Annotated in this window: 13 protein-coding genes; 5 read left to right on the forward strand and 8 right to left on the reverse strand. The window is 59.7% G+C overall.

Features of this window, described 5'->3' with window-relative positions; all coding sequences use genetic code 11:
* Window positions 1–35: 35 nt before the first annotated feature.
* From ACOYXJ_RS15865 to ACOYXJ_RS15890, 6 genes are all read right to left on the reverse strand, one after another.
* Window positions 36–2,861: an RHS repeat domain-containing protein gene (locus tag ACOYXJ_RS15865; protein WP_460370371.1), complete on the reverse strand. Its 2,826-nt coding sequence runs from the start codon at window positions 2,859–2,861 to the stop codon at window positions 36–38.
* A gap of 4 nt (window positions 2,862–2,865) precedes the next feature.
* Window positions 2,866–5,598: an RHS repeat-associated core domain-containing protein gene (locus ACOYXJ_RS15870; RefSeq protein WP_460370373.1), complete on the reverse strand. Its 2,733-nt coding sequence runs from the start codon at window positions 5,596–5,598 to the stop codon at window positions 2,866–2,868.
* Window positions 5,599–5,602: 4 nt separating this feature from the next.
* Window positions 5,603–8,335 (reverse strand): RHS repeat-associated core domain-containing protein, encoded by a 2,733-nt coding sequence (locus ACOYXJ_RS15875; protein WP_460370373.1) that lies wholly within the window; start codon window positions 8,333–8,335, stop codon window positions 5,603–5,605.
* A 4-nt stretch (window positions 8,336–8,339) separates the two neighbouring features.
* Window positions 8,340–11,063 carry an RHS repeat-associated core domain-containing protein gene (locus ACOYXJ_RS15880; protein WP_460370375.1) on the reverse strand — a complete coding sequence of 908 codons (2,724 nt, stop codon included), beginning with the start codon at window positions 11,061–11,063 and terminating at the stop codon, window positions 8,340–8,342.
* Window positions 11,060–15,556 (reverse strand): SpvB/TcaC N-terminal domain-containing protein, encoded by a 4,497-nt coding sequence (locus ACOYXJ_RS15885; RefSeq protein WP_460370377.1) that lies wholly within the window; start codon window positions 15,554–15,556, stop codon window positions 11,060–11,062. The genes ACOYXJ_RS15880 and ACOYXJ_RS15885 overlap by 4 nt, the downstream gene beginning before the upstream one ends.
* Window positions 15,557–15,773: 217 nt before the next feature.
* Entirely contained in the window at window positions 15,774–17,297 is a 1,524-nt protein-coding gene (locus tag ACOYXJ_RS15890; RefSeq protein WP_007916251.1) for a fumarate hydratase, read from the reverse strand.
* Between the two features lie 775 nt (window positions 17,298–18,072).
* Here ACOYXJ_RS15890 and ACOYXJ_RS15895 point away from each other — a divergent pair.
* From ACOYXJ_RS15895 to ACOYXJ_RS15905, 3 genes are read left to right on the forward strand one after another with little or no spacing between them, the layout of a single operon-like run.
* Window positions 18,073–19,179 carry a GGDEF domain-containing protein gene (locus ACOYXJ_RS15895; protein WP_102900148.1) on the forward strand — a complete coding sequence of 369 codons (1,107 nt, stop codon included), beginning with the start codon at window positions 18,073–18,075 and terminating at the stop codon, window positions 19,177–19,179.
* Window positions 19,172–20,107: an iron-sulfur-binding ferredoxin reductase gene (locus tag ACOYXJ_RS15900; RefSeq protein WP_150794562.1), complete on the forward strand. Its 936-nt coding sequence runs from the start codon at window positions 19,172–19,174 to the stop codon at window positions 20,105–20,107. The genes ACOYXJ_RS15895 and ACOYXJ_RS15900 overlap by 8 nt, the downstream gene beginning before the upstream one ends.
* A gap of 29 nt (window positions 20,108–20,136) precedes the next feature.
* A complete protein-coding gene (locus ACOYXJ_RS15905; protein ID WP_460370380.1) occupies window positions 20,137–20,886 on the forward strand; it encodes an enoyl-CoA hydratase-related protein in 750 nt (249 codons plus the stop codon).
* Between the two features lie 263 nt (window positions 20,887–21,149).
* Here the strand turns inward: ACOYXJ_RS15905 and pyk are convergent, their stop codons facing one another.
* Complete coding sequence (gene pyk / locus ACOYXJ_RS15910) at window positions 21,150–22,601, reverse strand: pyruvate kinase (protein WP_077574310.1); 1,452 nt, start codon at window positions 22,599–22,601, stop codon at window positions 21,150–21,152.
* Between the two features lie 170 nt (window positions 22,602–22,771).
* Between pyk and ACOYXJ_RS15915 the strand changes: the two genes are divergently transcribed.
* Both ACOYXJ_RS15915 and ACOYXJ_RS15920 read left to right on the forward strand, forming a co-directional pair.
* The gene (locus ACOYXJ_RS15915; RefSeq protein WP_230733160.1) at window positions 22,772–23,158 is read left to right on the forward strand and encodes a tetratricopeptide repeat protein; all 387 of its coding nucleotides are present in this window, start codon (window positions 22,772–22,774) and stop codon (window positions 23,156–23,158) included.
* Window positions 23,159–23,389: 231 nt separating this feature from the next.
* The gene (locus ACOYXJ_RS15920) at window positions 23,390–23,749 is read left to right on the forward strand and encodes a PilZ domain-containing protein (RefSeq protein ID WP_095121398.1); all 360 of its coding nucleotides are present in this window, start codon (window positions 23,390–23,392) and stop codon (window positions 23,747–23,749) included.
* A 132-nt stretch (window positions 23,750–23,881) separates the two neighbouring features.
* Here ACOYXJ_RS15920 and ACOYXJ_RS15925 read toward each other — a convergent pair whose 3' ends face one another.
* Window positions 23,882–24,250 carry a DUF6124 family protein gene (locus tag ACOYXJ_RS15925; RefSeq protein ID WP_460370383.1) on the reverse strand — a complete coding sequence of 123 codons (369 nt, stop codon included), beginning with the start codon at window positions 24,248–24,250 and terminating at the stop codon, window positions 23,882–23,884.
* Window positions 24,251–24,704 lie beyond the last annotated feature (454 nt).

Below are 24,704 nucleotides of genomic sequence, written 5' to 3' on the forward strand. Positions count from 1 at the left end.
GCGGGAACATTGTCCCTGCTCAGAAAGCCGCCCATTTACGCGGCTGCGCTGTGAGCAGTTCTGTGCTTTTGCACCGTTAACGCCAGACCGTGGAGCATGTCGGTGATGCGGGCTGTTTCCTTGTCCAGATCGTTGAGGTCAACGCCGTTCAAGCTTGTCCTGCCAAGTGCGTGAGCATACTCATGGACCGTGTCGTTACTCGCCTCGATAGCCTGTGCAAGCCCGAGAATTTCCCCTTCGAATGCAAGCATTTTTTCGCTGGATTTTCCAGAGATGGCCTTAGCCGTTTCATTGACAATTTCCGGCAACGTCCATAACGCCGCGGCTCCGCTAGCGATGGCGCCGGCCGCTGCGGGAGGTAGTGAATTCAGGGTTTTCTTCGCACCCGCCGACGTTAGCTGAGCGCCCACCTCCTTCACCAACTTGAGTGCGGATTTTTTGTCGCGGGGAATCAAGCCCTGGAGTTTGGCGTTTAAATACTCAAGTGGCTGCATTTGTTTGTGTTGGGCTTTCACGATAATAGTGTTCGCTGACACTTTGGAGGTTTTCAAATTGACCGGCGCGCTCAGTCCGGTTCTTTCGGCCGCATAGTCGATGAGCGCGCTGACCCCGATTTTTGCGGCGAAGCCCATCCCTGCGCCTATCACGTTGCCGACACCGGGTGCCGCTGCGCCGAGTGCCTGAGCACCGACACCGACCGTTAGACCGACGCCATAACTGAGGGCTTTGCTCGCGACAAATACCAGCGTTCTGCGTGTTGTCGCCAAGGCAATGTCGCTGCCCGAACCCATTCTGTCGAGTTGCTTTGCGGCATCGCCTGCGCGGCGCTGGGTGATCCCGAGGATTTCAATGTGTTGCATCATCTGATCATTCATTTGGCGGGCCATACGCTTTTCTGCAAGGCGTTGTGCATTTTTGGCATAGCTCGTATTTTGCGAAGCAATCATGCGATCCGTTCCGGCATTGATCTCGTCCAAAAACGGCAACATGGTTTCCCCGTTGACGTCGACATGGCCAATCGGATCGTTGCCGACGAAGGCGTAAAGATTCAGCCCATCCACTTCGCCTGCCGGGTCCGCGCTGATCCAGCGTTGCAGCCACGGCGCGTAATAGCGCGCGCCGTAGCAGTACAAACCGCTGATATCCATTTCCTTGCCGGAATAACGGATAAACCGGTAACTGACTTCAACCCCCGGGTCGGCCGCCATCCACGCCGTTGCGCCGAACGGGTAGTAGCCTTCCTGGCTGATGATTCGGGCACGTTGATCCAGTTCTATCGTGCATGAACCCAGATGGTCACTGAGGCTGTAGCGCAGTTGATTGTCTTCGATGTCTTCGGGTGGTTTTTTCGCCCAATGCAGGCAACGCGCACCGCCCACCGAGATGACGTGCAGTTCTTCGCCGTTGTCCTTGCTGCGGATTTCCAGGCCCGGCAGGTAGCGCACCTGATGAAAGTGCACAGCGCTGTCGGTGTACGTTTCATGGCGTTTGAACACCCGCACGCCCTGGCTGTAACGGTAGTGTTCGGCGTCGTCATCAGTGCCGTCTCGGGCAATCAGCGTCACGCGTTGCAGCTCACCCCGTGCATTCCATTGCATGGCCTGTCCCGGTTGCAGGTTCTGCAGGTTGCCGTGGCGGTCGAACAGTGTGTCGAAGTCAGGCTCCGGATCATCCGGTTTCCAGCGCACGCCGCGATTGCTGACTGAATCAATGCGCATCTGCACGGTGCGATTGGCGCCGGCCCGTACATGCACCAGTTTCTCCAGATTGCCGCCGGTGTCGTACGTGTAGGTCTGGGTGTAGTTGAGGCGGTTGTTAGGGTCGGTGGGTTTCGGCAGGTCGGGAATGTCCGAGAGCGGGCCGTCGTCGTAACCGCTGGCGCTGACCAGTCGGTACAGCGAGTCGTAGCTGAAATCACGGTGACCGTCGACCAGCTGGTTGGCGAAATAGACCGGCTGGAAGGCGTGGTCTTCGATGCGGGTAATGTTGCCGACGGGGTCGTAGAAGTATTCGAGGTCTTGCAGCACTGCGCCGGTGTCTTTGCGACTGGACTGAGTGTGCAGACGACCATCGGCCGGGTCGTAGGTCCAGCGACTGACGACAAGATTACCGGCCTGCTGCTCGATGATCTGGTCGGCGGCGTTGTACTGCGCATCAAGCAACACGGGCCGCCATTGGCTCTGGTCCTTGATCAACAGTTGTACCTGCCGAAGGTGCCCGGCCAGGCCATAACACAATTTCTGACGATGGCCGCCGGCATCGGTCTGCTCCAGCACGGCGCCCATCGGGCTGAACACACGACGGCTGGTGAAGCCTTGGCCATCGTCAAAGGTACGGGTTTCGGCCAGCGGCTGGCCGGTGAGGGCGAAGCTGTCGGTGCGCAGGGTGCCCGAGTTGTCGTGTTGCTCCAGCAATTGTCCGCGTCGATTGAGCCGGGGGTCGGCGCTGGCATCGGCGTAGGTAAATACATCGACATCGGCCACGCCGTTTTCTTCGACGGCGACTACGCGCAACTGCTTATCGAAAGTCGTGCGCCAATGACTGTCGCGCTCGTCCCAGCGCTGCAACGGTTCACCGGCCAGGCCCGGCAGGATCAGGCGCCAGCCGGCGTCAACGCTGGCGGTTTGCAACGGCTCGCCGTCCAGGCGGTACACCGTGGTCAGGCACGGCACCGGCAGGCGTGGATCCCACTGCGCGATCAAGTGGCCCGCTGCATTGTGATGCAGGCGGCTCGCAAGGGCACAGGGCGTGTCACTGGCAACCCTGCGCAGATAATCCAGTCTCTTCACGACTAATGTGCGCGAATCCCATGCACTGATTTGTGGAGTAGAAGCATGCACCAACGCTGATCGCGCGTTCATGTCGTTATGCCGCTCGTTTCAATGTTTGGTCCGCAACATAAGTACGGTATCGGACGAGTATGGACCTGGCGTATTCGACGCTGCTCAATGCACTTTGTGTATCGGTTTTTATTGTCGAATGACTGACCATTCTAGAGTCGGGGGCTGCCACGCGCCCTTGTGCGAGATCCATCAAGAAATCAGCAGTGTTTGCATACACCTGCTCGACGCCCAGCGCGTCAAGTGCAGCGTGGGCGGCTTTCGATGAAAGGATGATGGCGTCGCGCAAACTGTCGAGCATCGAGTCATAAGCGTCCATTTCAAAGCGGGTCAATAGCTGTTCAGCTTTGGTGGCGTCTTTCGACACCTTAAACAACTCGCCCAGTTCAGATACAGCGGGAAGCAGGGCACCGCCAACCCCGTCACGGCCGAAGCTGAACAAAGCCCTTATGTTTTCCGACCTTTCCTGCCATGTCGCTGGACTGACGGTGTAGCTGTCCAGAGGGCTGGCAGAGGTGCCAGCGCTTTTAGCGCGCAGTGATTGCACATCAAGATCCGACTGTCGCGGCAAAATGATTTGATTGAGAGACGATGCAACCCTGGCGTAGATAGAACTGGCCGCATCTGCGCTGGCATTACCCAGGCTCAACCCTTGCAACTCTCCCGGGATGCTGGCCGGGAGCGTACCGGTCGTGTTGTATCCGGCAGCGAATGCAACGATTGCCCGGCCGCTGAGATAGAGGAAGTTGCTCAGTATCTTCGGTCGAAAGCTTGCAGGAGAGGTCAAATCCCCCAACGCCTTCTGCACATCTCTCATGCTGCCTGGGATAACTGAAAGAAATTTCCTTTCTTGATCGATGATTCGTTTTTGCTCCGAGGGGGTCTTCGTCGTACCGCCATCATCGAAGTAGCGCAGTGGATTGTTTCCCACAAACCCATACAGATTCAGCCCATCCACGTCGCCTGCCGGGTCCGCGCTGACCCAACGCTGCAACCACGGTGCGTAATAACGTGCGCCGTAGTAATACAAACCGCTGACGTCCATCTCCTTGCCGGAATAACGAATGAATTTGTAGCTGACTTCAATTGCCAATCCGGCTGCCATCCACGCGGTGGCACCGAACGGGTAGTAGCCTTCCTGGCTAACCACTTGGGCGTTTTGATCCAGTTCCATCACGCAGGACCCCAGATGGTCGTCGAGCCTGTAGTGCAGTTGATCAATGTCGATGTCCCGGGGCGGGCTCTTTGCCCAGTGCAGGCAGCGGGCACTGCCCACACTGATGACGTGCAGTTCTTCGCCGTTGTCCTTGCTGCGGATTTCCAGGCCCGGCAGGTAGCGCACCTGATGAAAGTGCACAGCGCTGTCGGTGTATGTTTCATGGCGTTTGAACACCCGCACGCCCTGGCTGTAACGGTAGTGTTCGGCGTCGTCATCAGTGCCGTCTCGGGCAATCAGCGTCACGCGTTGCAGCTCATCCCGTGCATTCCATCGCATGGCCTGTCCCGGTTGCAGGTGCTGCTGGTTGCCGTGGCGGTCGAACAGTGTGTCGAAGTCAGGCTCCGGATCATCCGGTTTCCAGCGCACGCCGCGATTGCTGACTGAATCAATGCGCATCTGCACGGTGCGGTTGGCGCCGGCGCGTACATGCACCAGTTTCTCCAGATTGCCGCCGGTGTCGTACGTGTAGGTCTGGGTGTAGTTGAGGCGGTTGTTAGGGTCGGTGGGCTTCGGCAGGTCGGGAATGTCCGAGAGCGGGCCGTCGTCGTAACCTCTGCTGCTGACCAGTCGGTACAGCGAGTCGTAGCTGAAATCACGGTGACCGTCGACCAGCTGGTTGGCGAAATAGACCGGCTGGAAGGCGTGGTCTTCGATGCGGGTAATGTTGCCGACGGGGTCGTAGAAGTATTCGAGGTCTTGCAGCACTGCGCCGGTGTCTTTGCGACTGGACTGAGTGTGCAGACGACCATCGGCCGGGTCGTAGGTCCAGCGACTGAGGACAAGATTACCGGCCTGCTGCTCGATGATCTGGTCGGCGGCGTTGTACTGCGCATCAAGCAGCACGGGCCGCCATTGGCTCTGGTCCTTGATCAATAGTTGTACTTGCCGAAGGTGCCCGGCCAGGCCGTAACACGATTTCTGACGATGGCCGCCGGCATCGGTCTGCTCCAGCACGGCGCCCATCGGGCTGAACACACGACGGCTGGTGAAGCCTTGGCCATCGTCAAAGGTACGGATTTCGGCCAGTGGCTGACCGGTGAGGGCGAAGCTGTCGGTGCGCAGGGTGCCCGAGTTGTCGTGTTGTTCCAGCAATTGTCCGCGTCGATTGAACCGAGGATCGGCGCTGGCATCGGCGTAGGTAAACACATCGACATCGGCCACGCCGTTTTCTTCGACGGCGACTACGCGCAACTGCTTATCGAAAGTCGTGCGCCAATGACTGTCGCGCTCGTCCCAGCGCTGCAACGGTTCACCGGCCAGGCCCGGCAGGATCAGGCGCCAGCCGGCGTCAACGCTGGCGGTTTGCAACGGCTCGCCGTCCAGGCGGTACACCGTGGTCAGGCACGGCACCGGCAGGCGTGGATCCCACTGCGCGATCAAGTGGCCCGCTGCATTGTGATGCAGGCGGCTCGCAAGGGCACAGGGCGTGTCACTGGCAACCCTGCGCAGATAATCCAGTCTCTTCACGACTAATGTGCGCGAATCCCATGCACTGATTTGTGGAGTAGAAGCATGCACCAACGCTGATCGCGCGTTCATGTCGTTATGCCGCTCGTTTCAATGTTTGGTCCGCAACATAAGTACGGTATCGGACGAGTATGGACCTGGCGTATTCGACGCTGCTCAATGCACTTTGTGTATCGGTTTTTATTGTCGAATGACTGACCATTCTAGAGTCGGGGGCTGCCACGCGCCCTTGTGCGAGATCCATCAAGAAATCAGCAGTGTTTGCATACACCTGCTCGACGCCCAGCGCGTCAAGTGCAGCGTGGGCGGCTTTCGATGAAAGGATGATGGCGTCGCGCAAACTGTCGAGCATCGAGTCATAAGCGTCCATTTCAAAGCGGGTCAATAGCTGTTCAGCTTTGGTGGCGTCTTTCGACACCTTAAACAACTCGCCCAGTTCAGATACAGCGGGAAGCAGGGCACCGCCAACCCCGTCACGGCCGAAGCTGAACAAAGCCCTTATGTTTTCCGACCTTTCCTGCCATGTCGCTGGACTGACGGTGTAGCTGTCCAGAGGGCTGGCAGAGGTGCCAGCGCTTTTAGCGCGCAGTGATTGCACATCAAGATCCGACTGTCGCGGCAAAATGATTTGATTGAGAGACGATGCAACCCTGGCGTAGATAGAACTGGCCGCATCTGCGCTGGCATTACCCAGGCTCAACCCTTGCAACTCTCCCGGGATGCTGGCCGGGAGCGTACCGGTCGTGTTGTATCCGGCAGCGAATGCAACGATTGCCCGGCCGCTGAGATAGAGGAAGTTGCTCAGTATCTTCGGTCGAAAGCTTGCAGGAGAGGTCAAATCCCCCAACGCCTTCTGCACATCTCTCATGCTGCCTGGGATAACTGAAAGAAATTTCCTTTCTTGATCGATGATTCGTTTTTGCTCCGAGGGGGTCTTCGTCGTACCGCCATCATCGAAGTAGCGCAGTGGATTGTTTCCCACAAACCCATACAGATTCAGCCCATCCACGTCGCCTGCCGGGTCCGCGCTGACCCAACGCTGCAACCACGGTGCGTAATAACGTGCGCCGTAGTAATACAAACCGCTGACGTCCATCTCCTTGCCGGAATAACGAATGAATTTGTAGCTGACTTCAATTGCCAATCCGGCTGCCATCCACGCGGTGGCACCGAACGGGTAGTAGCCTTCCTGGCTAACCACTTGGGCGTTTTGATCCAGTTCCATCACGCAGGACCCCAGATGGTCGTCGAGCCTGTAGTGCAGTTGATCAATGTCGATGTCCCGGGGCGGGCTCTTTGCCCAGTGCAGGCAGCGGGCACTGCCCACACTGATGACGTGCAGTTCTTCGCCGTTGTCCTTGCTGCGGATTTCCAGGCCCGGCAGGTAGCGCACCTGATGAAAGTGCACAGCGCTGTCGGTGTATGTTTCATGGCGTTTGAACACCCGCACGCCCTGGCTGTAACGGTAGTGTTCGGCGTCGTCATCAGTGCCGTCTCGGGCAATCAGCGTCACGCGTTGCAGCTCATCCCGTGCATTCCATCGCATGGCCTGTCCCGGTTGCAGGTGCTGCTGGTTGCCGTGGCGGTCGAACAGTGTGTCGAAGTCAGGCTCCGGATCATCCGGTTTCCAGCGCACGCCGCGATTGCTGACTGAATCAATGCGCATCTGCACGGTGCGGTTGGCGCCGGCGCGTACATGCACCAGTTTCTCCAGATTGCCGCCGGTGTCGTACGTGTAGGTCTGGGTGTAGTTGAGGCGGTTGTTAGGGTCGGTGGGCTTCGGCAGGTCGGGAATGTCCGAGAGCGGGCCGTCGTCGTAACCTCTGCTGCTGACCAGTCGGTACAGCGAGTCGTAGCTGAAATCACGGTGACCGTCGACCAGCTGGTTGGCGAAATAGACCGGCTGGAAGGCGTGGTCTTCGATGCGGGTAATGTTGCCGACGGGGTCGTAGAAGTATTCGAGGTCTTGCAGCACTGCGCCGGTGTCTTTGCGACTGGACTGAGTGTGCAGACGACCATCGGCCGGGTCGTAGGTCCAGCGACTGAGGACAAGATTACCGGCCTGCTGCTCGATGATCTGGTCGGCGGCGTTGTACTGCGCATCAAGCAGCACGGGCCGCCATTGGCTCTGGTCCTTGATCAATAGTTGTACTTGCCGAAGGTGCCCGGCCAGGCCGTAACACGATTTCTGACGATGGCCGCCGGCATCGGTCTGCTCCAGCACGGCGCCCATCGGGCTGAACACACGACGGCTGGTGAAGCCTTGGCCATCGTCAAAGGTACGGATTTCGGCCAGTGGCTGACCGGTGAGGGCGAAGCTGTCGGTGCGCAGGGTGCCCGAGTTGTCGTGTTGTTCCAGCAATTGTCCGCGTCGATTGAACCGAGGATCGGCGCTGGCATCGGCGTAGGTAAACACATCGACATCGGCCACGCCGTTTTCTTCGACGGCGACTACGCGCAACTGCTTATCGAAAGTCGTGCGCCAATGACTGTCGCGCTCGTCCCAGCGCTGCAACGGTTCACCGGCCAGGCCCGGCAGGATCAGGCGCCAGCCGGCGTCAACGCTGGCGGTTTGCAACGGCTCGCCGTCCAGGCGGTACACCGTGGTCAGGCACGGCACCGGCAGGCGTGGATCCCACTGCGCGATCAAGTGGCCCGCTGCATTGTGATGCAGGCGGCTCGCAAGGGCACAGGGCGTGTCACTGGCAACCCTGCGCAGATAATCCAGTCTCTTCACGACTAATGTGCGCGAATCCCATGCACTGATTTGTGGAGTAGAAGCATGCACCAACGCTGATCGCGCGTTCATGTCGTTATGCCGCTCGTTTCAATGTTTGGTCCGCAACATAAGTACGGTATCGGACGAGTATGGACCTGGCGTATTCGACGCTGCTCAATGCACTTTGTGTATCGGTTTTTATTGTCGAATGACTGACCATTCTAGAGTCGGGGGCTGCCACGCGCCCTTGTGCGAGATCCATCAAGAAATCAGCAGTGTTTGCATACACCTGCTCGACGCCCAGCGCGTCAAGTGCAGCGTGGGCGGCTTTCGATGAAAGGATGATGGCGTCGCGCAAACTGTCGAGCATCGAGTCATAAGCGTCCATTTCAAAGCGGGTCAATAGCTGTTCAGCTTTGGTGGCGTCTTTCGACACCTTAAACAACTCGCCCAGTTCAGATACAGCGGGAAGCAGGGCACCGCCAACCCCGTCACGGCCGAAGCTGAACAAAGCCCTTATGTTTTCCGACCTTTCCTGCCATGTCGCTGGACTGACGGTGTAGCTGTCCAGAGGGCTGGCAGAGGTGCCAGCGCTTTTAGCGCGCAGTGATTGCACATCAAGATCCGACTGTCGCGGCAAAATGATTTGATTGAGAGACGATGCAACCCTGGCGTAGATAGAACTGGCCGCATCTGCGCTGGCATTACCCAGGCTCAACCCTTGCAACTCTCCCGGGATGCTGGCCGGGAGCGTACCGGTCGTGTTGTATCCGGCAGCGAATGCAACGATTGCCCGGCCGCTGAGATAGAGGAAGTTGCTCAGTATCTTCGGTCGAAAGCTTGCAGGAGAGGTCAAATCCCCCAACGCCTTCTGCACATCTCTCATGCTGCCTGGGATAACTGAAAGAAATTTCCTTTCTTGATCGATGATTCGTTTTTGCTCCGAGGGGGTCTTCGTCGTACCGCCATCATCGAAGTAGCGCAGTGGATTGTTTCCCACAAACCCATACAGATTCAGCCCATCCACGTCGCCTGCCGGGTCCGCGCTGACCCAACGCTGCAACCACGGTGCGTAATAACGTGCGCCGTAGTAATACAAACCGCTGACGTCCATCTCCTTGCCGGAATAACGAATGAATTTGTAGCTGACTTCAATTGCCAATCCGGCTGCCATCCACGCGGTGGCACCGAACGGGTAGTAGCCTTCCTGGCTAACCACTTGGGCGTTTTGATCCAGTTCCATCACGCAGGACCCCAGATGGTCGTCGAGCCTGTAGTGCAGTTGATCAATGTCGATGTCCCGGGGCGGGCTCTTTGCCCAGTGCAGGCAGCGGGCACTGCCCACACTGATGACGTGCAGTTCTTCGCCGTTGTCCTTGCTGCGGATTTCCAGGCCCGGCAGGTAGCGCACCTGATGAAAGTGCACAGCGCTGTCGGTGTATGTTTCATGGCGTTTGAACACCCGCACGCCCTGGCTGTAACGGTAGTGTTCGGCGTCGTCATCAGTGCCGTCTCGGGCAATCAGCGTCACGCGTTGCAGCTCATCCCGTGCATTCCATCGCATGGCCTGTCCCGGTTGCAGGTGCTGCTGGTTGCCGTGGCGGTCGAACAGTGTGTCGAAGTCAGGCTCCGGATCATCCGGTTTCCAGCGCACGCCGCGATTGCTGACTGAATCAATGCGCATCTGCACGGTGCGGTTGGCGCCGGCGCGTACATGCACCAGTTTCTCCAGATTGCCGCCGGTGTCGTACGTGTAGGTCTGGGTGTAGTTGAGGCGGTTGTTAGGGTCGGTGGGCTTCGGCAGGTCGGGAATGTCCGAGAGCGGGCCGTCGTCGTAACCTCTGCTGCTGACCAGTCGGTACAGCGAGTCGTAGCTGAAATCACGGTGACCGTCGACCAGCTGGTTGGCGAAATAGACCGGCTGGAAGGCGTGGTCTTCGATGCGGGTAATGTTGCCGACGGGGTCGTAGAAGTATTCGAGGTCTTGCAGCACTGCGCCGGTGTCTTTGCGACTGGACTGAGTGTGCAGACGACCATCGGCCGGGTCGTAGGTCCAGCGACTGAGGACAAGATTACCGGCCTGCTGCTCGATGATCTGGTCGGCGGCGTTGTACTGCGCATCAAGCAGCACGGGCCGCCATTGGCTCTGGTCCTTGATCAATAGTTGTACTTGCCGAAGGTGCCCGGCCAGGCCGTAACACGATTTCTGACGATGGCCGCCGGCATCGGTCTGCTCCAGCACGGCGCCCATCGGGCTGAACACACGACGGCTGGTGAAGCCTTGGCCATCGTCAAAGGTACGGATTTCGGCCAGTGGCTGACCGGTGAGGGCGAAGCTGTCGGTGCGCAGGGTGCCCGAGTTGTCGTGTTGTTCCAGCAATTGTCCGCGTCGATTGAACCGAGGATCGGCGCTGGCATCGGCGTAGGTAAACACATCGACATCGGCCACGCCGTTTTCTTCGACGGCGACTACGCGCAACTGCTTATCGAAAGTCGTGCGCCAATGACTGTCGCGCTCGTCCCAGCGCTGCACCGGTTCGCCGGCCAGGCCCGGCAGGATCAGGCGCCAGCCGGCGTCAACGCTGGCGGTTTGCACCGGCTCGCCGTCCAGGCGGTACACCGTGGTCAGGCACGGCACCGGCAGGCGTGGATCCCACTGTGCCGCCAACTGCCCGCTCGCGTTGTGCTGCTGACGGTTGACCAATGGCGTGGGTGTGTCCTGCGTCACAGTGCGCAAATAAACCACCTGACGAGTAGGCAGACCGCGGCCATCGTTCACCGAAAGCGCAGGCGTGCGCCAATCCAGTGAGCGGGTCATGACCGTGGCGATTCCGAATGGGTTGGCGGTTGCGCGGTGTCGTTGAAATCTTCGCTGGTGCGATACCAGGGATAGTAAGCCTCGCGGGAGATGTCGCCTCTGGCGTTGACCAGTTTGATCTGCTGGCCCAAGGCGTTGTAGTACACCTGATCGAAGTGGCCAAGTTTGCGCAGGGATTGATCGTTGACGTACCGATGGGTATCCGCGAAAAAAGCCCGGAACTGACGAACCGGCAATCCCTTGTTGTTGTACTCGACTCGTTCGCTGATGCGCCAGCGCGGGTTCGCCAGAACCTCGACGTACTGGCCATCTTCGACAACGAGTGAGCCATCTTCAACCTTGTACGCCATGCCCGGGTCAACCCGTTGCTGGGTTTGCAGTGCCCGGCCAAAGCCGTCGACACAGGCCTTGACGATCTGGATCTGCGCCGCGATCTCTTCATCGGGGTAGCGGTCGGCACTGAGCATCACGCTGTGTACCGGCTCGCGGTGGGCTGTGGTAATGGCCTCGAGCAAGGTCTTTTCGGTGCTGGTCAGATGAGTGCTTCGTGCCAGCCGCTGACGGGCACTGGCGCGAACATGGCCGCTGGGCAGCAGATAGCCTTGATCCACCCATTGCGCGGTGACAGCAACGCTGCCCATCCAGCTGAACAAATCCTTGCGCACGGTGCTGGCGGCCTTTTGCACAGCAGCCTCCGGATTGGCAATGGCCGGATCCGGGCGAAGATCTTCGGGTCGCCTGTATTCACTCAGCGGCCTGAATCCTGCGGCAATGCCATTTTCAGTGCCGTGAAAACTGGTGGCCAGTGGTTGCCGGGAAGGCGCGTAGATGACCTCTTCAATATTCTCGTTGGGGTCGGTGATGCTCAGTGGTTGCAGGGCGTGATAGTCGTAAGTGATGCGGGTGGTGCAGCCATCTGGCAATTCGACGCGGATGATCGCCAGGCCATAGTCGTCGTATTCAGCCCTGGTGTGGCCGTGGCTAGGGGTTTCACGGTAGCTCAGGACATCGTAGAAGCGATCCGGGCCGGCGTATTCGGCAAAGCCGAAGTGCGCCGAATACAGCGCCGGGTCAGCCCCGGCGGGGGCGGCCGGTTCAAACAGAAACGGCATCGCCGTATAACCGATTTTGCTCAATTCCGTATGGATGTTGAACGGCGGCGGCAGGATGCTATAAGCGTCCAGGGCAGTCTTGTCCAGTTGCGCCAGTTCCAGCGGCCCGGCCAGGGCCTCGAATTCGGCTTCACCGTCAGCCAGCGCTGTGCCGTCGAATTTCACGTAACGCTGTATGGACTGGGTCGTCAGTACCCGTTCGGTGTTCCAGTGCGGCGAATCCTCATGGCGCGCCAGTTGCTCGAACGACACCTGTGCCGGGCTGAGGCCGCTTGGCAGTGTGCCTTTGGGCAAGACCAGGGCATTACCACGTTGCAGATACGGCAGGCCCAGCCGCCACTGCTGAGGATCAGTCAGGTCAATGTATTGCGCACGGGTTTCGTTCAGGTAAAACGACTGCTGTGCCTCGTCATGGGCATCGCGCCACCACTGTTGTTCATCTGGATCGGTAAAAGGCGGTGGGCTCTCTTCAGTCAGTCGGCGCGCATAGCTCACGGTCAGCGCCTGAGTCGACGAACCGTATTCGTTCTGGCGCAGGCTGATCTCATGACGGCACAGCGGATCGTCGATAAACCGGTCGTACTGGTAGCTGATTTTTTCCAGCAGCAGTGGCAGCAAAACAGCGGCGGCGTACTGCCCCTGAGCGCGCACCTCGCGCACCCGATAACGCAGCTCTTCTACCACCAGAGGCGTGGCGATGCCCGGTGCGTCGCTGTCTGCGTCAGCATAGGTTTCGATACGGGCGACCGACCCGACCAACGCCCGGGCAATCTGGTATTCGGTATCGGCGTCATGCGGGGCGATTGACTGATCGAACTCCCCGTTGGGCGGGGTAAGGCTGAACAGGGTGCTGCCCAGGCCGATGGCGCCCTTGTCTTCATTGAAATAGCGGTCACGGCGGCGATCCATCGATTGCCCGGTATGAAACCAGGTGCAGACCCGCACCGGCTGGGTGAAGCCTTCGTCGCCGTCGCCGGCGCTTTCGCTGTCGGTTTGCTGCAGCAGGCCGAAGCCACGAAACTCGCGTTCTTCACCGTCGTAAACGCCTTCGCGCCAGGTCAATAGCTGCGTCAGACAGTTACCGGTGATCTCATCCAGTTGCTGCTGCTGGACCACCACCGGCACTGCGAATGGCAAGTGCGAAACCGGCAGCTCTTTACGCTTGAGGATTTGCTGTTTTTCATCCAGCCACTCTTGAGCGGAACTGCGGTAGACCACACTGGCGTTGCAGCCCATGTTGTTGTTGCTGGCGGTCAACAGGTACGGTTTGACCGCGACGAAATCATAGCGCCAGTGCTGCGGCTTGATGTGCGGCACGGTCAGAATCAGGCTGGCACAACCCAAGCCCTGCAGGTCGGCGAAGCTCACCTGACACAGGCGGTCATAGCGCACGCCTTCGGGCCAGGGCACGCTCACCGGTATCTGTTCAAGACCATTGCCACCGCGGTTCAGATAGATTTCGAAGACATCGGATTTCAGATAGATCAGTGCCGGTGCGCCGGATCCATCAAGGTCGGCCACACGGATCCGCGAAGAATCGAACTGCCCGTACGTGAACGGCAGGTCACTGATCTTGCGACCTTCGCCAAACCTGCCGTGGCCAAGGTTGGGCCAGCAGCGGATTTCGTCATGGCGGATACGGCACAGCTCCGGCATGTCGCTGCCCAGCAAGTTGCCGAGCAGCACCAGTTCGGTCGGTGCGTTGCTGAAAATTGGCAAGCGGTCATCGGCCGGCCCATGCGGTACATCCTCGGCGGCGGCGAAGCCTGCTTCGCGGCGGTTGGCGTACAGGCGCACCGAGTTCGGACCGATCAGCGCAATCGAGCTCAGACCATCACCGCTCAAATCGCCCAGTTGCACCAATGTGTTGAAAAACTCCAGCGGGAACGCAGTGAACGGGACGAAATCGGCGAAGTCTCGTTGCGCATTCAATGTACGGAACCCGCTGCTGCCTGGCTGGGCGGTGATCCAGTCGAGCCGCCCGTCACCGGTCAGGTCGGTAAGCATGTGCTGGACTGCACGATTACGGTCGGCCACTGGCGTCCGGTTCAGCGCCGTCCATGGGCCGTAGCCGATCTCATCACCTCCCGCCGCTGCTCGCAGCGGTTCGCGGTAGTACCACGCCTGGTCATAACGGCAGAGAAACCCCGGCAGACCCTCGCCGTACAGGTCGACGCATTGATAGAACCCGCCATCTTCGACGCCCGGCTGGTTATCTGCAGCAAGCAGGCGCTGAGGGTTTTTATTGATCTGGAAAGTGGAATAGTCGAACTCCACCGGTGGCGAGTGTTCGACCTGGCCGCTGGCATCGAAGCTTTGATAGTGCGCGGCGCTGATCTGGCTGTAGTCCCATTGCGTGATGTTTTGCGCAGTGCGGTATTCCAGCAGCAGACGTTGCGCCAGCAGCGGTTTTTCTCGCAGGTCGGCGGGATTTTGATGAAACATCAGCACCTGCCGACAGAGCCGGCGCGTGCCGATTTCAAAGCCTTGACCGTACGTCGAAAAGGGGTCCGGGCGTACCCGCCACGGGCCGAGTGTGTCGCCGTCATACAGCGGGATTTCGCTCAGCGACGCCGTGCGCTCGCCGTAGTCGAAAATCAGCTGAAACTGCCAATCCAGCTCGGTCGGGTCTGGCACGGTCCAGGCGAACAACCGCTCGCTTGCCGTGAAGTTGCCGTAACACACCCGCTCCAGATAACGCTGCGCGCGGTAGTCGTGGGTCGGGTCAGGATCCTGATCATCGGCTTTGTAAACGAAGCAGATATGCTCGCCGTGGGCGTTCATGCTTTCGCAGAGCAGCCACGCCGCAATATTTTGCGGGTCATCCGGATCGGCACGGCGTGAGGCGGCGGTTTTGCCGTAGACGTGCAGCGAGCCATCAGCGCCATGTATCAGCCAAAACGTCGACGCAGCGTTTTCCGTGGTACGGGTCTGCAGTTGCCATTGCTCGCGCAGGGCAAAGTCGCTTTCAACGCGCGGCCAATAACGGACCACGCGATGCGGGCCGATGCTCTTGCCGCCGTAGGTTGATTCAAAACGCGACTTGATCGTGCCGTCAGCTTCCAGCTCCGGCATCCACACCTCGCCATCGTGACCGACGATCTCATCGTGTTCGGTATAACGCGGCACACCCTTGGTGGTGCGCCGGCTGATCTGGCTCAGCCCCATGCCCCAGCCGATACCGAAGGACCCGTTACCGCTCTGGCTGCTGTACGTCAGCGACAATTGCGGCGCCAGACCCCATCCGCTCGAGAGAGGGATGGGCAGCTCGAAGGACGCTGCACCGGTCGGCCCCACGGCACCCCAGCTTTTACCGATGGTGGCAATCGATGAACTCTTGGCGATGGAGGGCGTAACGATGCTCAGGTCTTGTTCGGCCATGATTGCGTCCGGTGCACTTGCGGTGGCGTAAGTGAAATGACGCTATCAACAATTGCCACGGGCGTAACCTGTCAAACCTGACAGGTGCACAAGACCGATTTGTGTGGTTGTCCCGGCTTTTTATCGCCGAAGCAGTTATCTCCAATGCAATCGCAGGCACAAAAAAAGGCCGATCCGTCACATGACGGGTCGGCCTTCTTTTTACGGCTTCAGGCGTTTACTGCACTTCTACCGCCAGGCTTTCGCTGATCTTCTGTTGCCAGATCGCCGGGCCGGTGATGTGCACCGACTCACCTTTGCTGTCCACCGCAACGGTGACCGGCATGTCTTTGACTTCGAACTCGTAGATCGCTTCCATGCCCAGTTCGGCAAATGCCAGCACTTTCGACTTCTTGATTGCCTGAGCAACCAGGTAGGCAGCGCCGCCGACAGCCATCAGGTACACGGCTTTGTTGTCCTTGATCGCTTCGATTGCGGTCGGGCCGCGCTCGGATTTGCCGATCATGCCCAACAGGCCGGTCTGCTCGAGGATCTGCCGGGTGAACTTGTCCATCCGCGTCGCGGTGGTCGGGCCTGCCGGGCCAACCACTTCGTCACCGACCGGATCAACCGGGCCAACGTAGTAGATGAAGCGACCTTTGAGGTCTACCGGCAGGGTTTCACCCTTGTTGAGCATCTCGACCATGCGCTTGTGCGCCGCGTCGCGACCGGTGAGCATTTTGCCGTTGAGCAGGACGGTTTCGCCCGGCTTCCAGCTCTGCACGTCTTCCGGGGTCAGGGTGTCGAGGTTGACGCGACGGGCCGACGGGCCGGCTTCCCAGACGATTTCCGGGTAGGCGTCCAGCGGTGGCGCTTCCAGCGAAGCCGGGCCGGAACCGTCGAGCACAAAGTGCGCGTGACGGGTGGCGGCGCAGTTCGGGATCATGCACACCGGCAGCGAAGCGGCGTGGGTCGGGTAGTCCATGATCTTCACGTCGAGCACGGTGGTCAGGCCACCGAGGCCCTGGGCGCCGATGCCCAACTGGTTGACCTTCTCGAACAGCTCCAGACGCATTTCTTCGATGCGGTTCTGCGGGCCACGGGCTTTCAGCTCGTGAATGTCGATGGATTCCATCAACACTTCCTTGGCCATGACCGCGGCTTTCTCGGCGGTGCCGCCGATGCCGATGCCGAGCATGCCCGGTGGGCACCAGCCGGCGCCCATGGTCGGAACGGTCTTCAGCACCCAGTCAACGATCGAGTCGGACGGGTTGAGCATGGCCATTTTCGACTTGTTCTCGGAACCGCCGCCCTTGGCCGCCACGTCCACTTCCACGGTGTTGCCCGGGACGATGGAGTAGTGAATCACGGCAGGGGTGTTGTCCTTGGTGTTTTTCCGAGCGCCCGCCGGGTCGGCGAGGATCGAGGCACGCAGGACGTTTTCCGGCAGGTTGTAGGCGCGACGTACGCCTTCGTTGATCATGTCGTCCAGGCCCATGGTGGCGCCATCCCAACGCACGTCCATGCCGACGCGCACGAACACGGTAACGATACCGGTGTCCTGGCAGATCGGGCGGTGGCCGGTGGCGCACATGCGCGAGTTGATCAGGATCTGCGCCATCGAGTCACGGGCCGCTGGCGATTCTTCGCGCAGGTAGGCTTCGTGCATCGCCTGGATGAAATCCACGGGGTGGTAATAGGAAATGAACTGCAGGGCGTCGGCAACGCTCTGAATCAGGTCGTCTTGCTTGATCACGGTCATGAGTCGCGCTCCTCTAAAAGACGGGAACATTCTATGGGGCAGCTACAGGCTTCAAGCTTTCAGCGGCAAGTTGGAGCAGTACGCGGACTGCTTGAGCTGGCGGCTGGAAGCTTGCAACTTGAAGCTGGCCCTTGGGGCCGGGCACGCCGGGGCTGCTGGCGCGACGCTAAAAAGGCGCGGCAGTATACCGCGCCTCGATGGGGCGTACACGCGCCGGCAGTCATTCGTTGGTCGCATGGGTGGGCGAATATCGGCCAGCGGGTTTGCACTTCAAGAGCTACCCCCTCACCCCAGCCCTCTCCCCCAGAGGGGGCGAGGGGGAAAGGGAGCTGATCTGCGCAGTCTTCGAAACCTCGGTTCGGCTCAGGAAAGGGAGCTGATCTTCATGCTGTTCAAACCTGGGTTCGGCTTGGGGAAAGGGAGCTGATCTTCATGCTGTTCGAACCTGGGTTCGGCTTGGGGAAAGGGAGCTGATCTTCATGCTGTCGAACCTGGGTTCGGTTGGGGAAAAGGCGTTGATCCTGATGTAGTTCAGGCCTGAGTGCGGCGTGGTATTTCAGGTCGGCGTATCTCCGACAATCGACTCGATCAGTCCCCTCTCCCTCTGGGAGAGGGTTAGGGTGAGGGGCTTTTGGCGGCACACGCAGGCCACACTTTTGACGTCAAATTTCGAGCCCGAAAATCGGTGGTCATTTATCGACTACGCCACTAAAGTGGCAGCCGGTCTGTAGAGTAGGACACTCGGTCAGCCTCTTATCGCACGGTGAGTCAACGATTGACCCATAACGCCATTCAACGTCTTTTGCTTAAACGTTTCGCCCTTGCTGCGGCCACCTACGGATTGGCTTTGCTGCTGCTGTGGCTGGCGTTTTTCGCCGGTCATTACGGCCAGTCCCTGAGTTCCGTGGCCATCGGCAGCGCGCTGGTGGTAATCAGTCAGGCGACGCTGTTCGCAATGTTCTGGAGCGGGCGCAACCAACGCTTTGCCGATCCCAGCCTGACCGAAGTGCAAGTGCTGCTCGGACTGGGCTGGCAGACCTGGCTGATCGCGCATCTGGATGAAGCCCGTGGCGCCTTTCTGGTGTTCTACGTACTGATTCTGCTGTTCGGCCTGTTCCATCTCAGTCGGCGGGCCTTCATCCGCTGTGCCCTGCTGGTGTTCTTCAGTTTCTGCGCGATCACGCTGTGGGACGGTTATCACTTCCTCTTGGCCGACCCTGCGCTCGCCGCCTTGCAGGTGTGCATTCTGGCGATGGTGCTGGCGTGGCTGGTGCTTTACGCACGCTTCGTTCAAGTCTCGCGGCAACGCCAGCGCCAGCGCCGGTTTGCCTTGCAGGCGCATCAGGACACCCTGCGCGGGATGATGCGTCAGCTCGAAGACCTGGTCGCCACCGACGAATTGACCGGGTTGTTCAATCGCCGGCACTTTCTGCGCCTCGCCTCGCGTGAACTGAATGCCATGGACAACGACGTGGTGCACGGCCTGGCGTTGATCGATCTCGATCATTTCAAACGCATCAATGATCTGCACGGTCATGCTGCCGGCGATCAGGTGCTGCAGGCGTTCGCCGGCGTTGCGCAGGCGTGTCTGCGCGACGGCGATGTATTGGCGCGTTATGGTGGCGAGGAATTCGTGGTGCTGCTGCCCGATTGCAATGCCGAACGCTTGACCGCTTGCTGCGAGCGTCTGCGCATCGCCTTCACCGATGTCGAGTTGGTGGGGCTGAGCGTGCGCAACCTCAGTCTGTCGGCGGGCATGACCCTGCTGGAACTGGGTGATGACCTCGACGACGCCTTGCAGCGTGCCGATCAGGCGCTGTACCGAGCCAAGCGTGACGGGCGCAATCGTTGTGCCGCGGCGTGGGAGAACGTCGATGCCTGAACTTCGCGTCGGTGAACAGCAATGGTCAGTGGCGGCGGGCAGCAACCTGCTCGATGCCCTCAATCAGCGTGGGGTCGCCGTGCCCTACAGCTGCCGCGCCGGCAGCTGTCATGCGTGTCTGGTGCAATGCGTGCAAGGTCTGCCGGCGGATAACCGTCCGGATGCATTGAGCGCTGAACAGCGGCAACAGGGCTGGCGACTGGCCTGTCAGTGTCAGGTAACCGAAGACTTGCAGGTGCACACCTTCGATCCGCTGACCGACGGTCGCCCGGCCGTGGTCGAGGCGCTCGACTGGCTGAGCGACGGCGTGTTGCGTTTGCGCCTGACCCCACAGCGGCCGCTGCGCTACAGCGCCGGGCAACATCTGGTGCTGTGGATCGAGCACATCGCCCGGCCATATTCGCTGGCGAGCCTGCCGGAAGAGGACCGCTTTCTCGAATTCCACCTCGATTGCCGCCTGCCCGGCGAATTCAGCGATGCCGCGCGGCGCTTGCAGATCGGCGACGCGATCCGCCTCGGTGAACTGCGTGGCGGCGCCTTGCATTACGACCCTGACTGGCACAACCGACCGCTGTGGCTGCTCGCCGCCGGCACCGGTCTGGGGCCGTTGTTCGGTGTGCTGCGCGAAGCCTTGCGTCAGGATCATCAGGGCGCCATTCGTGTCATTCACGTGGCCCATGACGCTGACGCGCACTACCTGGCCAAACCTTTGGCGGCACTGGCCGCGCAACGCGAAAACCTCAGCGTCGAGCTGTGGACGGCGGCCGAGTCAGCCGCCGCTTTGGCGCAACTGCGCCTTGTTTCCCGGCAAACCCTGGCCTTAGTCTGCGGCTCGACGGCCAGTGTCGACGCCTTTGCAAGGCGCCTCTATCTGGCCGGATTGCCGCGCAATCAACTGCTGGCCGATGTGTTTTTGAGCCGTGGTTGAGCGCTGATCTTTCCGACGCGAGACCGACCATGACCGAAGCCATCCTGCTGGAGCGCGAACGCGGTTTACTGACCCTGCGCCTCAACCGCCCGGAGAAGAAAAACGCCCTGACCCGCGCCATGTACAGCCGTCTCGCCGAGGCGTTGAAACAGGCTGACAACGACTCTGAAATCAACGCCGTGCTGATCACTGGCAGCGCTGAATGCTTCACGGCCGGCAACGACATCGCTGACTTCATTCAGCAACCGCCGAGCGACCTCGACAGCCCGGTGTTCCACTTCATGCTCAATTTGCTGGAGTGCCGCAAACCGGTGATCGCTGCTGTGGCCGGTGCAGCGGTGGGCATTGGCACGACATTGCTGCTGCACTGTGATCTGGTTTACGTGGCCCGCGATGCGCGCTTGCGCATGCCGTTCGTCAATCTCGGTTTATGCCCGGAGTTCGGCTCCAGCCTGATCCTGCCGCGTTTGCTTGGGCAGGCCAAAGCAGCTGAGCTGTTGCTGTTGGGCGAGGGATTTAGCGGTGAACAGGCTGCGCAGTGGGGAATTGCGACCGAAGCGTTGGGTAGCGGCGATGCGGCGCTAAGCAAGGCGAGGGAAATGGCGCTGCGTTTCGACAAATTGCCGGCGGAAGCGGTGCGTATCAGCAAGCAATTGATGAAGGCGCCGGATCGTGAGTTGATCCGTAGGGTGATCGAAGAGGAGGGCGTGCTGTTCACCCAACGGCTGCGCTCGCCGGAAGCATTGGCGGCGTTGACCGGGTTTATCAAACGGTATTGAAAAGCCAACCCTCATCGGAACGCCGCCCGCCCAGCCCTCTCCCATAGGGAGAGGGCTGGGGTGAGGTGTAATGCGTTATACATCGACTTGAAAGAACCGGTCGGATTCAGCGCAGAGCTATCAGGTCGGTGCAATTCTGCAATATCCCTCAATCGGTTCCCTCTCCCATAGGGAGAGGGCTAGGGTGAGGGGCTTGCGATTCAACGTAGACAACAAAAAGCCCCGCCATTCACATGGCGGGGCTTTGTTTTTCAGCGCATCACTCAGACCTGCGGGTCGCCCACGTGCAGGATCTTCATGCCGTTGGTGCCGCCGGTGGTGTGGTAGCTGTCGCCCTTGGTCAGGATGACCCAGTCGCCTTTTTCCACAACGCCGCGCTTGACCAGCTCATCGATGGCTTTCTGGCTGACTTCGTGCGGTTCCAGCGAAGCCGGATCGAACGGTACGGTGTACACGCCACGGAACATCGCTGCGCGCGCCTGGGTTTCACGGTGCGGCGAGAACGCGTAGATCGGCACCGAAGAACGGATACGCGACATGATCAGCGGGGTGTAGCCACTTTCGGTCAGGGCGATGATCGCTTTGACGCCCGGAAAGTGGTTGGCGGTGTACATGGTCGCCAGTGCGATGCTTTCGTCGCAGCGGGTGAATTCCTTGCCGATACGGTGGCTGGAGGTTTTGCCGGTCGGGTGTTTTTCAGCGCCGACGCAGATGCGCGCCATCGCTTGAACCGCTTCCAGCGGGTACAGACCGGCAGCGGATTCAGCCGACAACATCACCGCGTCGGTGTAGTCGAGCACGGCGTTGGCCACGTCGGACACTTCGGCGCGGGTCGGCATCGGGTTCTGGATCATCGACTCCATCATCTGGGTCGCGACGATCACCGCCTTGTTGTGGCGGCGTGCGTGCAGAATGATTTTCTTCTGAATGCCCACCAGCTCGGCATCGCCGATTTCCACACCGAGGTCACCACGGGCAACCATCACCGCGTCGGACGCCTTGATCAGACCGTCGAGGGTTTCGTCATCGGCCACGGCTTCAGCGCGTTCGATCTTCGCCACCAGCCAGGCAGTACCGCCGGCTTCGTCGCGCAGTTGACGGGCGTATTCCATGTCGGCAGCGTCACGCGGGAAGGACACCGCGAGGTAGTCGACTTCCATTTCAGCGGCGAGCTTGATGTCGGCCTTGTCTTTTTCAGTCAGGGCCGGTGCAGTCAGGCCGCCACCGCGGCGGTTGATGCCTTTGTGGTCGGACAGCGGGCCGCCGATGGTCACGGTGCAATGCAGTTCGGTGGCGGTGGCGGTATCAACGCGCATCACCACACGGCCGTCGTCGAGCAGCAGCTCGTCGCCCACGCCGCAGTCCTTGACCAGGTCCGGGTAGTCGATGCCGACCACTTGCTGGTTGCCTTCGGTCAGAGGATGGCTGGTGGAGAAGGTGAACTGGTCACCGATCTTCAGCTCGATCTTCTTGTTGGCGAATTTGGCGATACGGATTTTCGGGCCTTGCAAGTCGCCCAGCAGGGCAACGAAGCGGCCGTGCTTGGCAGCGAGGTCACGCACCAGCTTCGCGCGAGCCTTGTGCTCGTCGGGGGTGCCGTGGGAGAAGTTCAGACGGGCAACGTCCAGACCAGCCAGAATCAGCTGTTCGAGAACTTCCGGCGAGTTACTGGCCGGGCCAAGGGTAGCGACGATTTTGGTACGACGGACGGACATGCAAAGACTCCTGAGTTCAAGCGCTAGCGAAGGCTACTATGCTCTTGGGGTGTAGTCATTGTTCGAATGCACTACTTATTGTTTTCTTTATTGAACACGACGATTGGCGCAAACACTTCTGAAGATTTCTCGGCAAGGGTCGATAAAGAGCACAAGACAGGAGAACCCTCATGCGATTCGTACCCATTGCCGCCCTTGCCCTCAGCGTCCTCGCCGTGACGGGCTGCACCCGTTGGTCGATGAACCATCATTTGAACAACGCCTACAGCGCCTATGACCGCGGCAATTGCGAGCAGGTCATGCTCGAACTGTCCAAGGTCGAACGCGCCAGCCGTGCCCGCCCGTATGTGTGGCCGGAAGTGTCGATGATGCGCGGCCAGTGTCTGGAGCGGCAAAAGATGTTTGTCGATGCGGCGCAGACCTACCAGTTCATCATCGCCTCGTACCCCGACAGCGAATACGCCTACCGCGCCCGCGCGCGTCTGGAAACCTTGCAGAGCCTGGGCCATTACCCGACACGCAGCGCTGCTGCCGTGGTGCGCCCGACCCGCTTCTGATGACAGTTGTCATACAAAATCTGGCCGTGTGTACAAGCTGAGCTATAGTCGAATAACCCGGGTTTAGAGCCGAATCTGTAAACCCGGAGCAACACCTGCGACTGGCAAGTGGTCAGGTGACGGCGACGTAGCGACCGTCACACCGGAAGCGGGGAGAGCGCGCCTGCGCTACAGGGGCGTTCCGAAGCAAAGGTGCGGCTCTGTGATGGAGCCTTGCATGGCGAACTGCGCATGTTTACCGACCGCCGGATTGAACGGCATCAACTGCCGTATTTCCTCAGAGTGTTCAACAGCGTCACCAACAAACCCATCGGTTTTCTGGGCAACGTGTCCGAAGACGGGCTGATGCTGATCAGCCAGTTGCCGATGATGGTGGGTGTGGACTTCCATTTGCGGCTGCAAATCCCTTGCGGCGAGGGTTGCCAACAGATAATCGATCTGGCCGCGTGTTGCCTGTGGTGCCACGAAGACGCGACCCCGCTGCACTACGACGCCGGTTTCAGCCTGCAACAACCACCGCCGGAATACGGGCAATTGGTTGAGGCGTTGCGCCAGTACTTCAGTTTTCAGCCATTGCCGGCCTCGGCCTGATTGGAAACCGCCTAAAGCTTCGCGAGCAAGCTCGCGCCCCACAGTGATCCGCATTCTTTCAGTTGAAATGCATTCGACTGTGGGAGCGAGTTTGCTCGCGAAAACGTCAGTACAGACAACCTCTCTCCAAGGTCAGGTAACGGCAATCGACCGCTCGTTATCCAGCGCCTTCTCCGCCAGCAACAAACCCATCTCGCTCAATTGATAGATCGCCATCGCCAGGTGTCGCGGCTTGTTTTCAAGGCTGTCGGCCAGGTCGAGCAGCAGAATGCTCACCGAAGAAAACGTTTCGTAGGTCTGGATAGCCACGGCTTCGGGGTTGAGGTCGGGCGCGATCATGAACATCTGCATGCCGCGATCCACGGAGTTGCGTGGGTCGGGTTTGGGTTTGAGGTAGTGGTCGAGGGCTTTTTCGGCGGCCTCGTGGAGCTTTTTCGAATCGCTGGATTCATAGGGGGAAACCGAGTTGGTTTCGGGTGGATTTGGAGTGTCTTTGAACATGATTTCGTACTCGCTAGTAGGGCTGCCACCTTATCCGCGACTAAACGAATGGGTGGCGGCTGTAAGCAGGTTAGTCGACCGGTGAGTACGAAAACCGGCGCGCCCGAGAGCGCCCTGCGAACAGCCACCATCGAGTGCGGGGATAGGGACTACCCGACCGGATGACGCTTATACGCATCGTACTTGAACCGGGCGACTAAACCCGACCACTGATTGGCAGCGGCACGGATCAAGTTACGGGGCATCAGCAAGGCGCACAAGCCGGCGGATTCTGAGGGATGTGTAGGCAATGGCGCAACTCGGCGTAGCCGTAAATGGGCGCCTGTAGGACGCCACCGAACAGTGTTGTGCGAAGAGTTACCGGGCATAGAGATTGTCAGATTTACAGGCAGGCAGTGTTCAGGAGCGAGGGAAAAGCGGCGCCCCGTTTTTCCGATCAGTGGTGATTTAACCT

The sequence above is a fragment of the Pseudomonas sp. Tul2A7 genome, assembly GCF_054790505.1.

Coding starts and splice junctions, on each gene's coding strand:
- ACOYXJ_RS15915 (WP_230733160.1), top strand. CDS start 22,772: ATGCGATTCGTACCCATTGCCGCCCTTGCCCTCAGCGTCCTCGCCGTG.
- ACOYXJ_RS15890 (WP_007916251.1), bottom strand. CDS start 17,297: ATGACCGTGATCAAGCAAGACGACCTGATTCAGAGCGTTGCCGACGCC.
- ACOYXJ_RS15870 (WP_460370373.1), bottom strand. CDS start 5,598: ATGAACGCGCGATCAGCGTTGGTGCATGCTTCTACTCCACAAATCAGT.
- ACOYXJ_RS15875 (WP_460370373.1), bottom strand. CDS start 8,335: ATGAACGCGCGATCAGCGTTGGTGCATGCTTCTACTCCACAAATCAGT.
- pyk (WP_077574310.1), bottom strand. CDS start 22,601: ATGTCCGTCCGTCGTACCAAAATCGTCGCTACCCTTGGCCCGGCCAGT.
- ACOYXJ_RS15905 (WP_460370380.1), top strand. CDS start 20,137: ATGACCGAAGCCATCCTGCTGGAGCGCGAACGCGGTTTACTGACCCTG.
- ACOYXJ_RS15885 (WP_460370377.1), bottom strand. CDS start 15,556: ATGGCCGAACAAGACCTGAGCATCGTTACGCCCTCCATCGCCAAGAGT.
- ACOYXJ_RS15900 (WP_150794562.1), top strand. CDS start 19,172: ATGCCTGAACTTCGCGTCGGTGAACAGCAATGGTCAGTGGCGGCGGGC.
- ACOYXJ_RS15880 (WP_460370375.1), bottom strand. CDS start 11,063: ATGACCCGCTCACTGGATTGGCGCACGCCTGCGCTTTCGGTGAACGAT.
- ACOYXJ_RS15865 (WP_460370371.1), bottom strand. CDS start 2,861: ATGAACGCGCGATCAGCGTTGGTGCATGCTTCTACTCCACAAATCAGT.
- ACOYXJ_RS15920 (WP_095121398.1), top strand. CDS start 23,390: ATGTTTACCGACCGCCGGATTGAACGGCATCAACTGCCGTATTTCCTC.
- ACOYXJ_RS15925 (WP_460370383.1), bottom strand. CDS start 24,250: ATGTTCAAAGACACTCCAAATCCACCCGAAACCAACTCGGTTTCCCCC.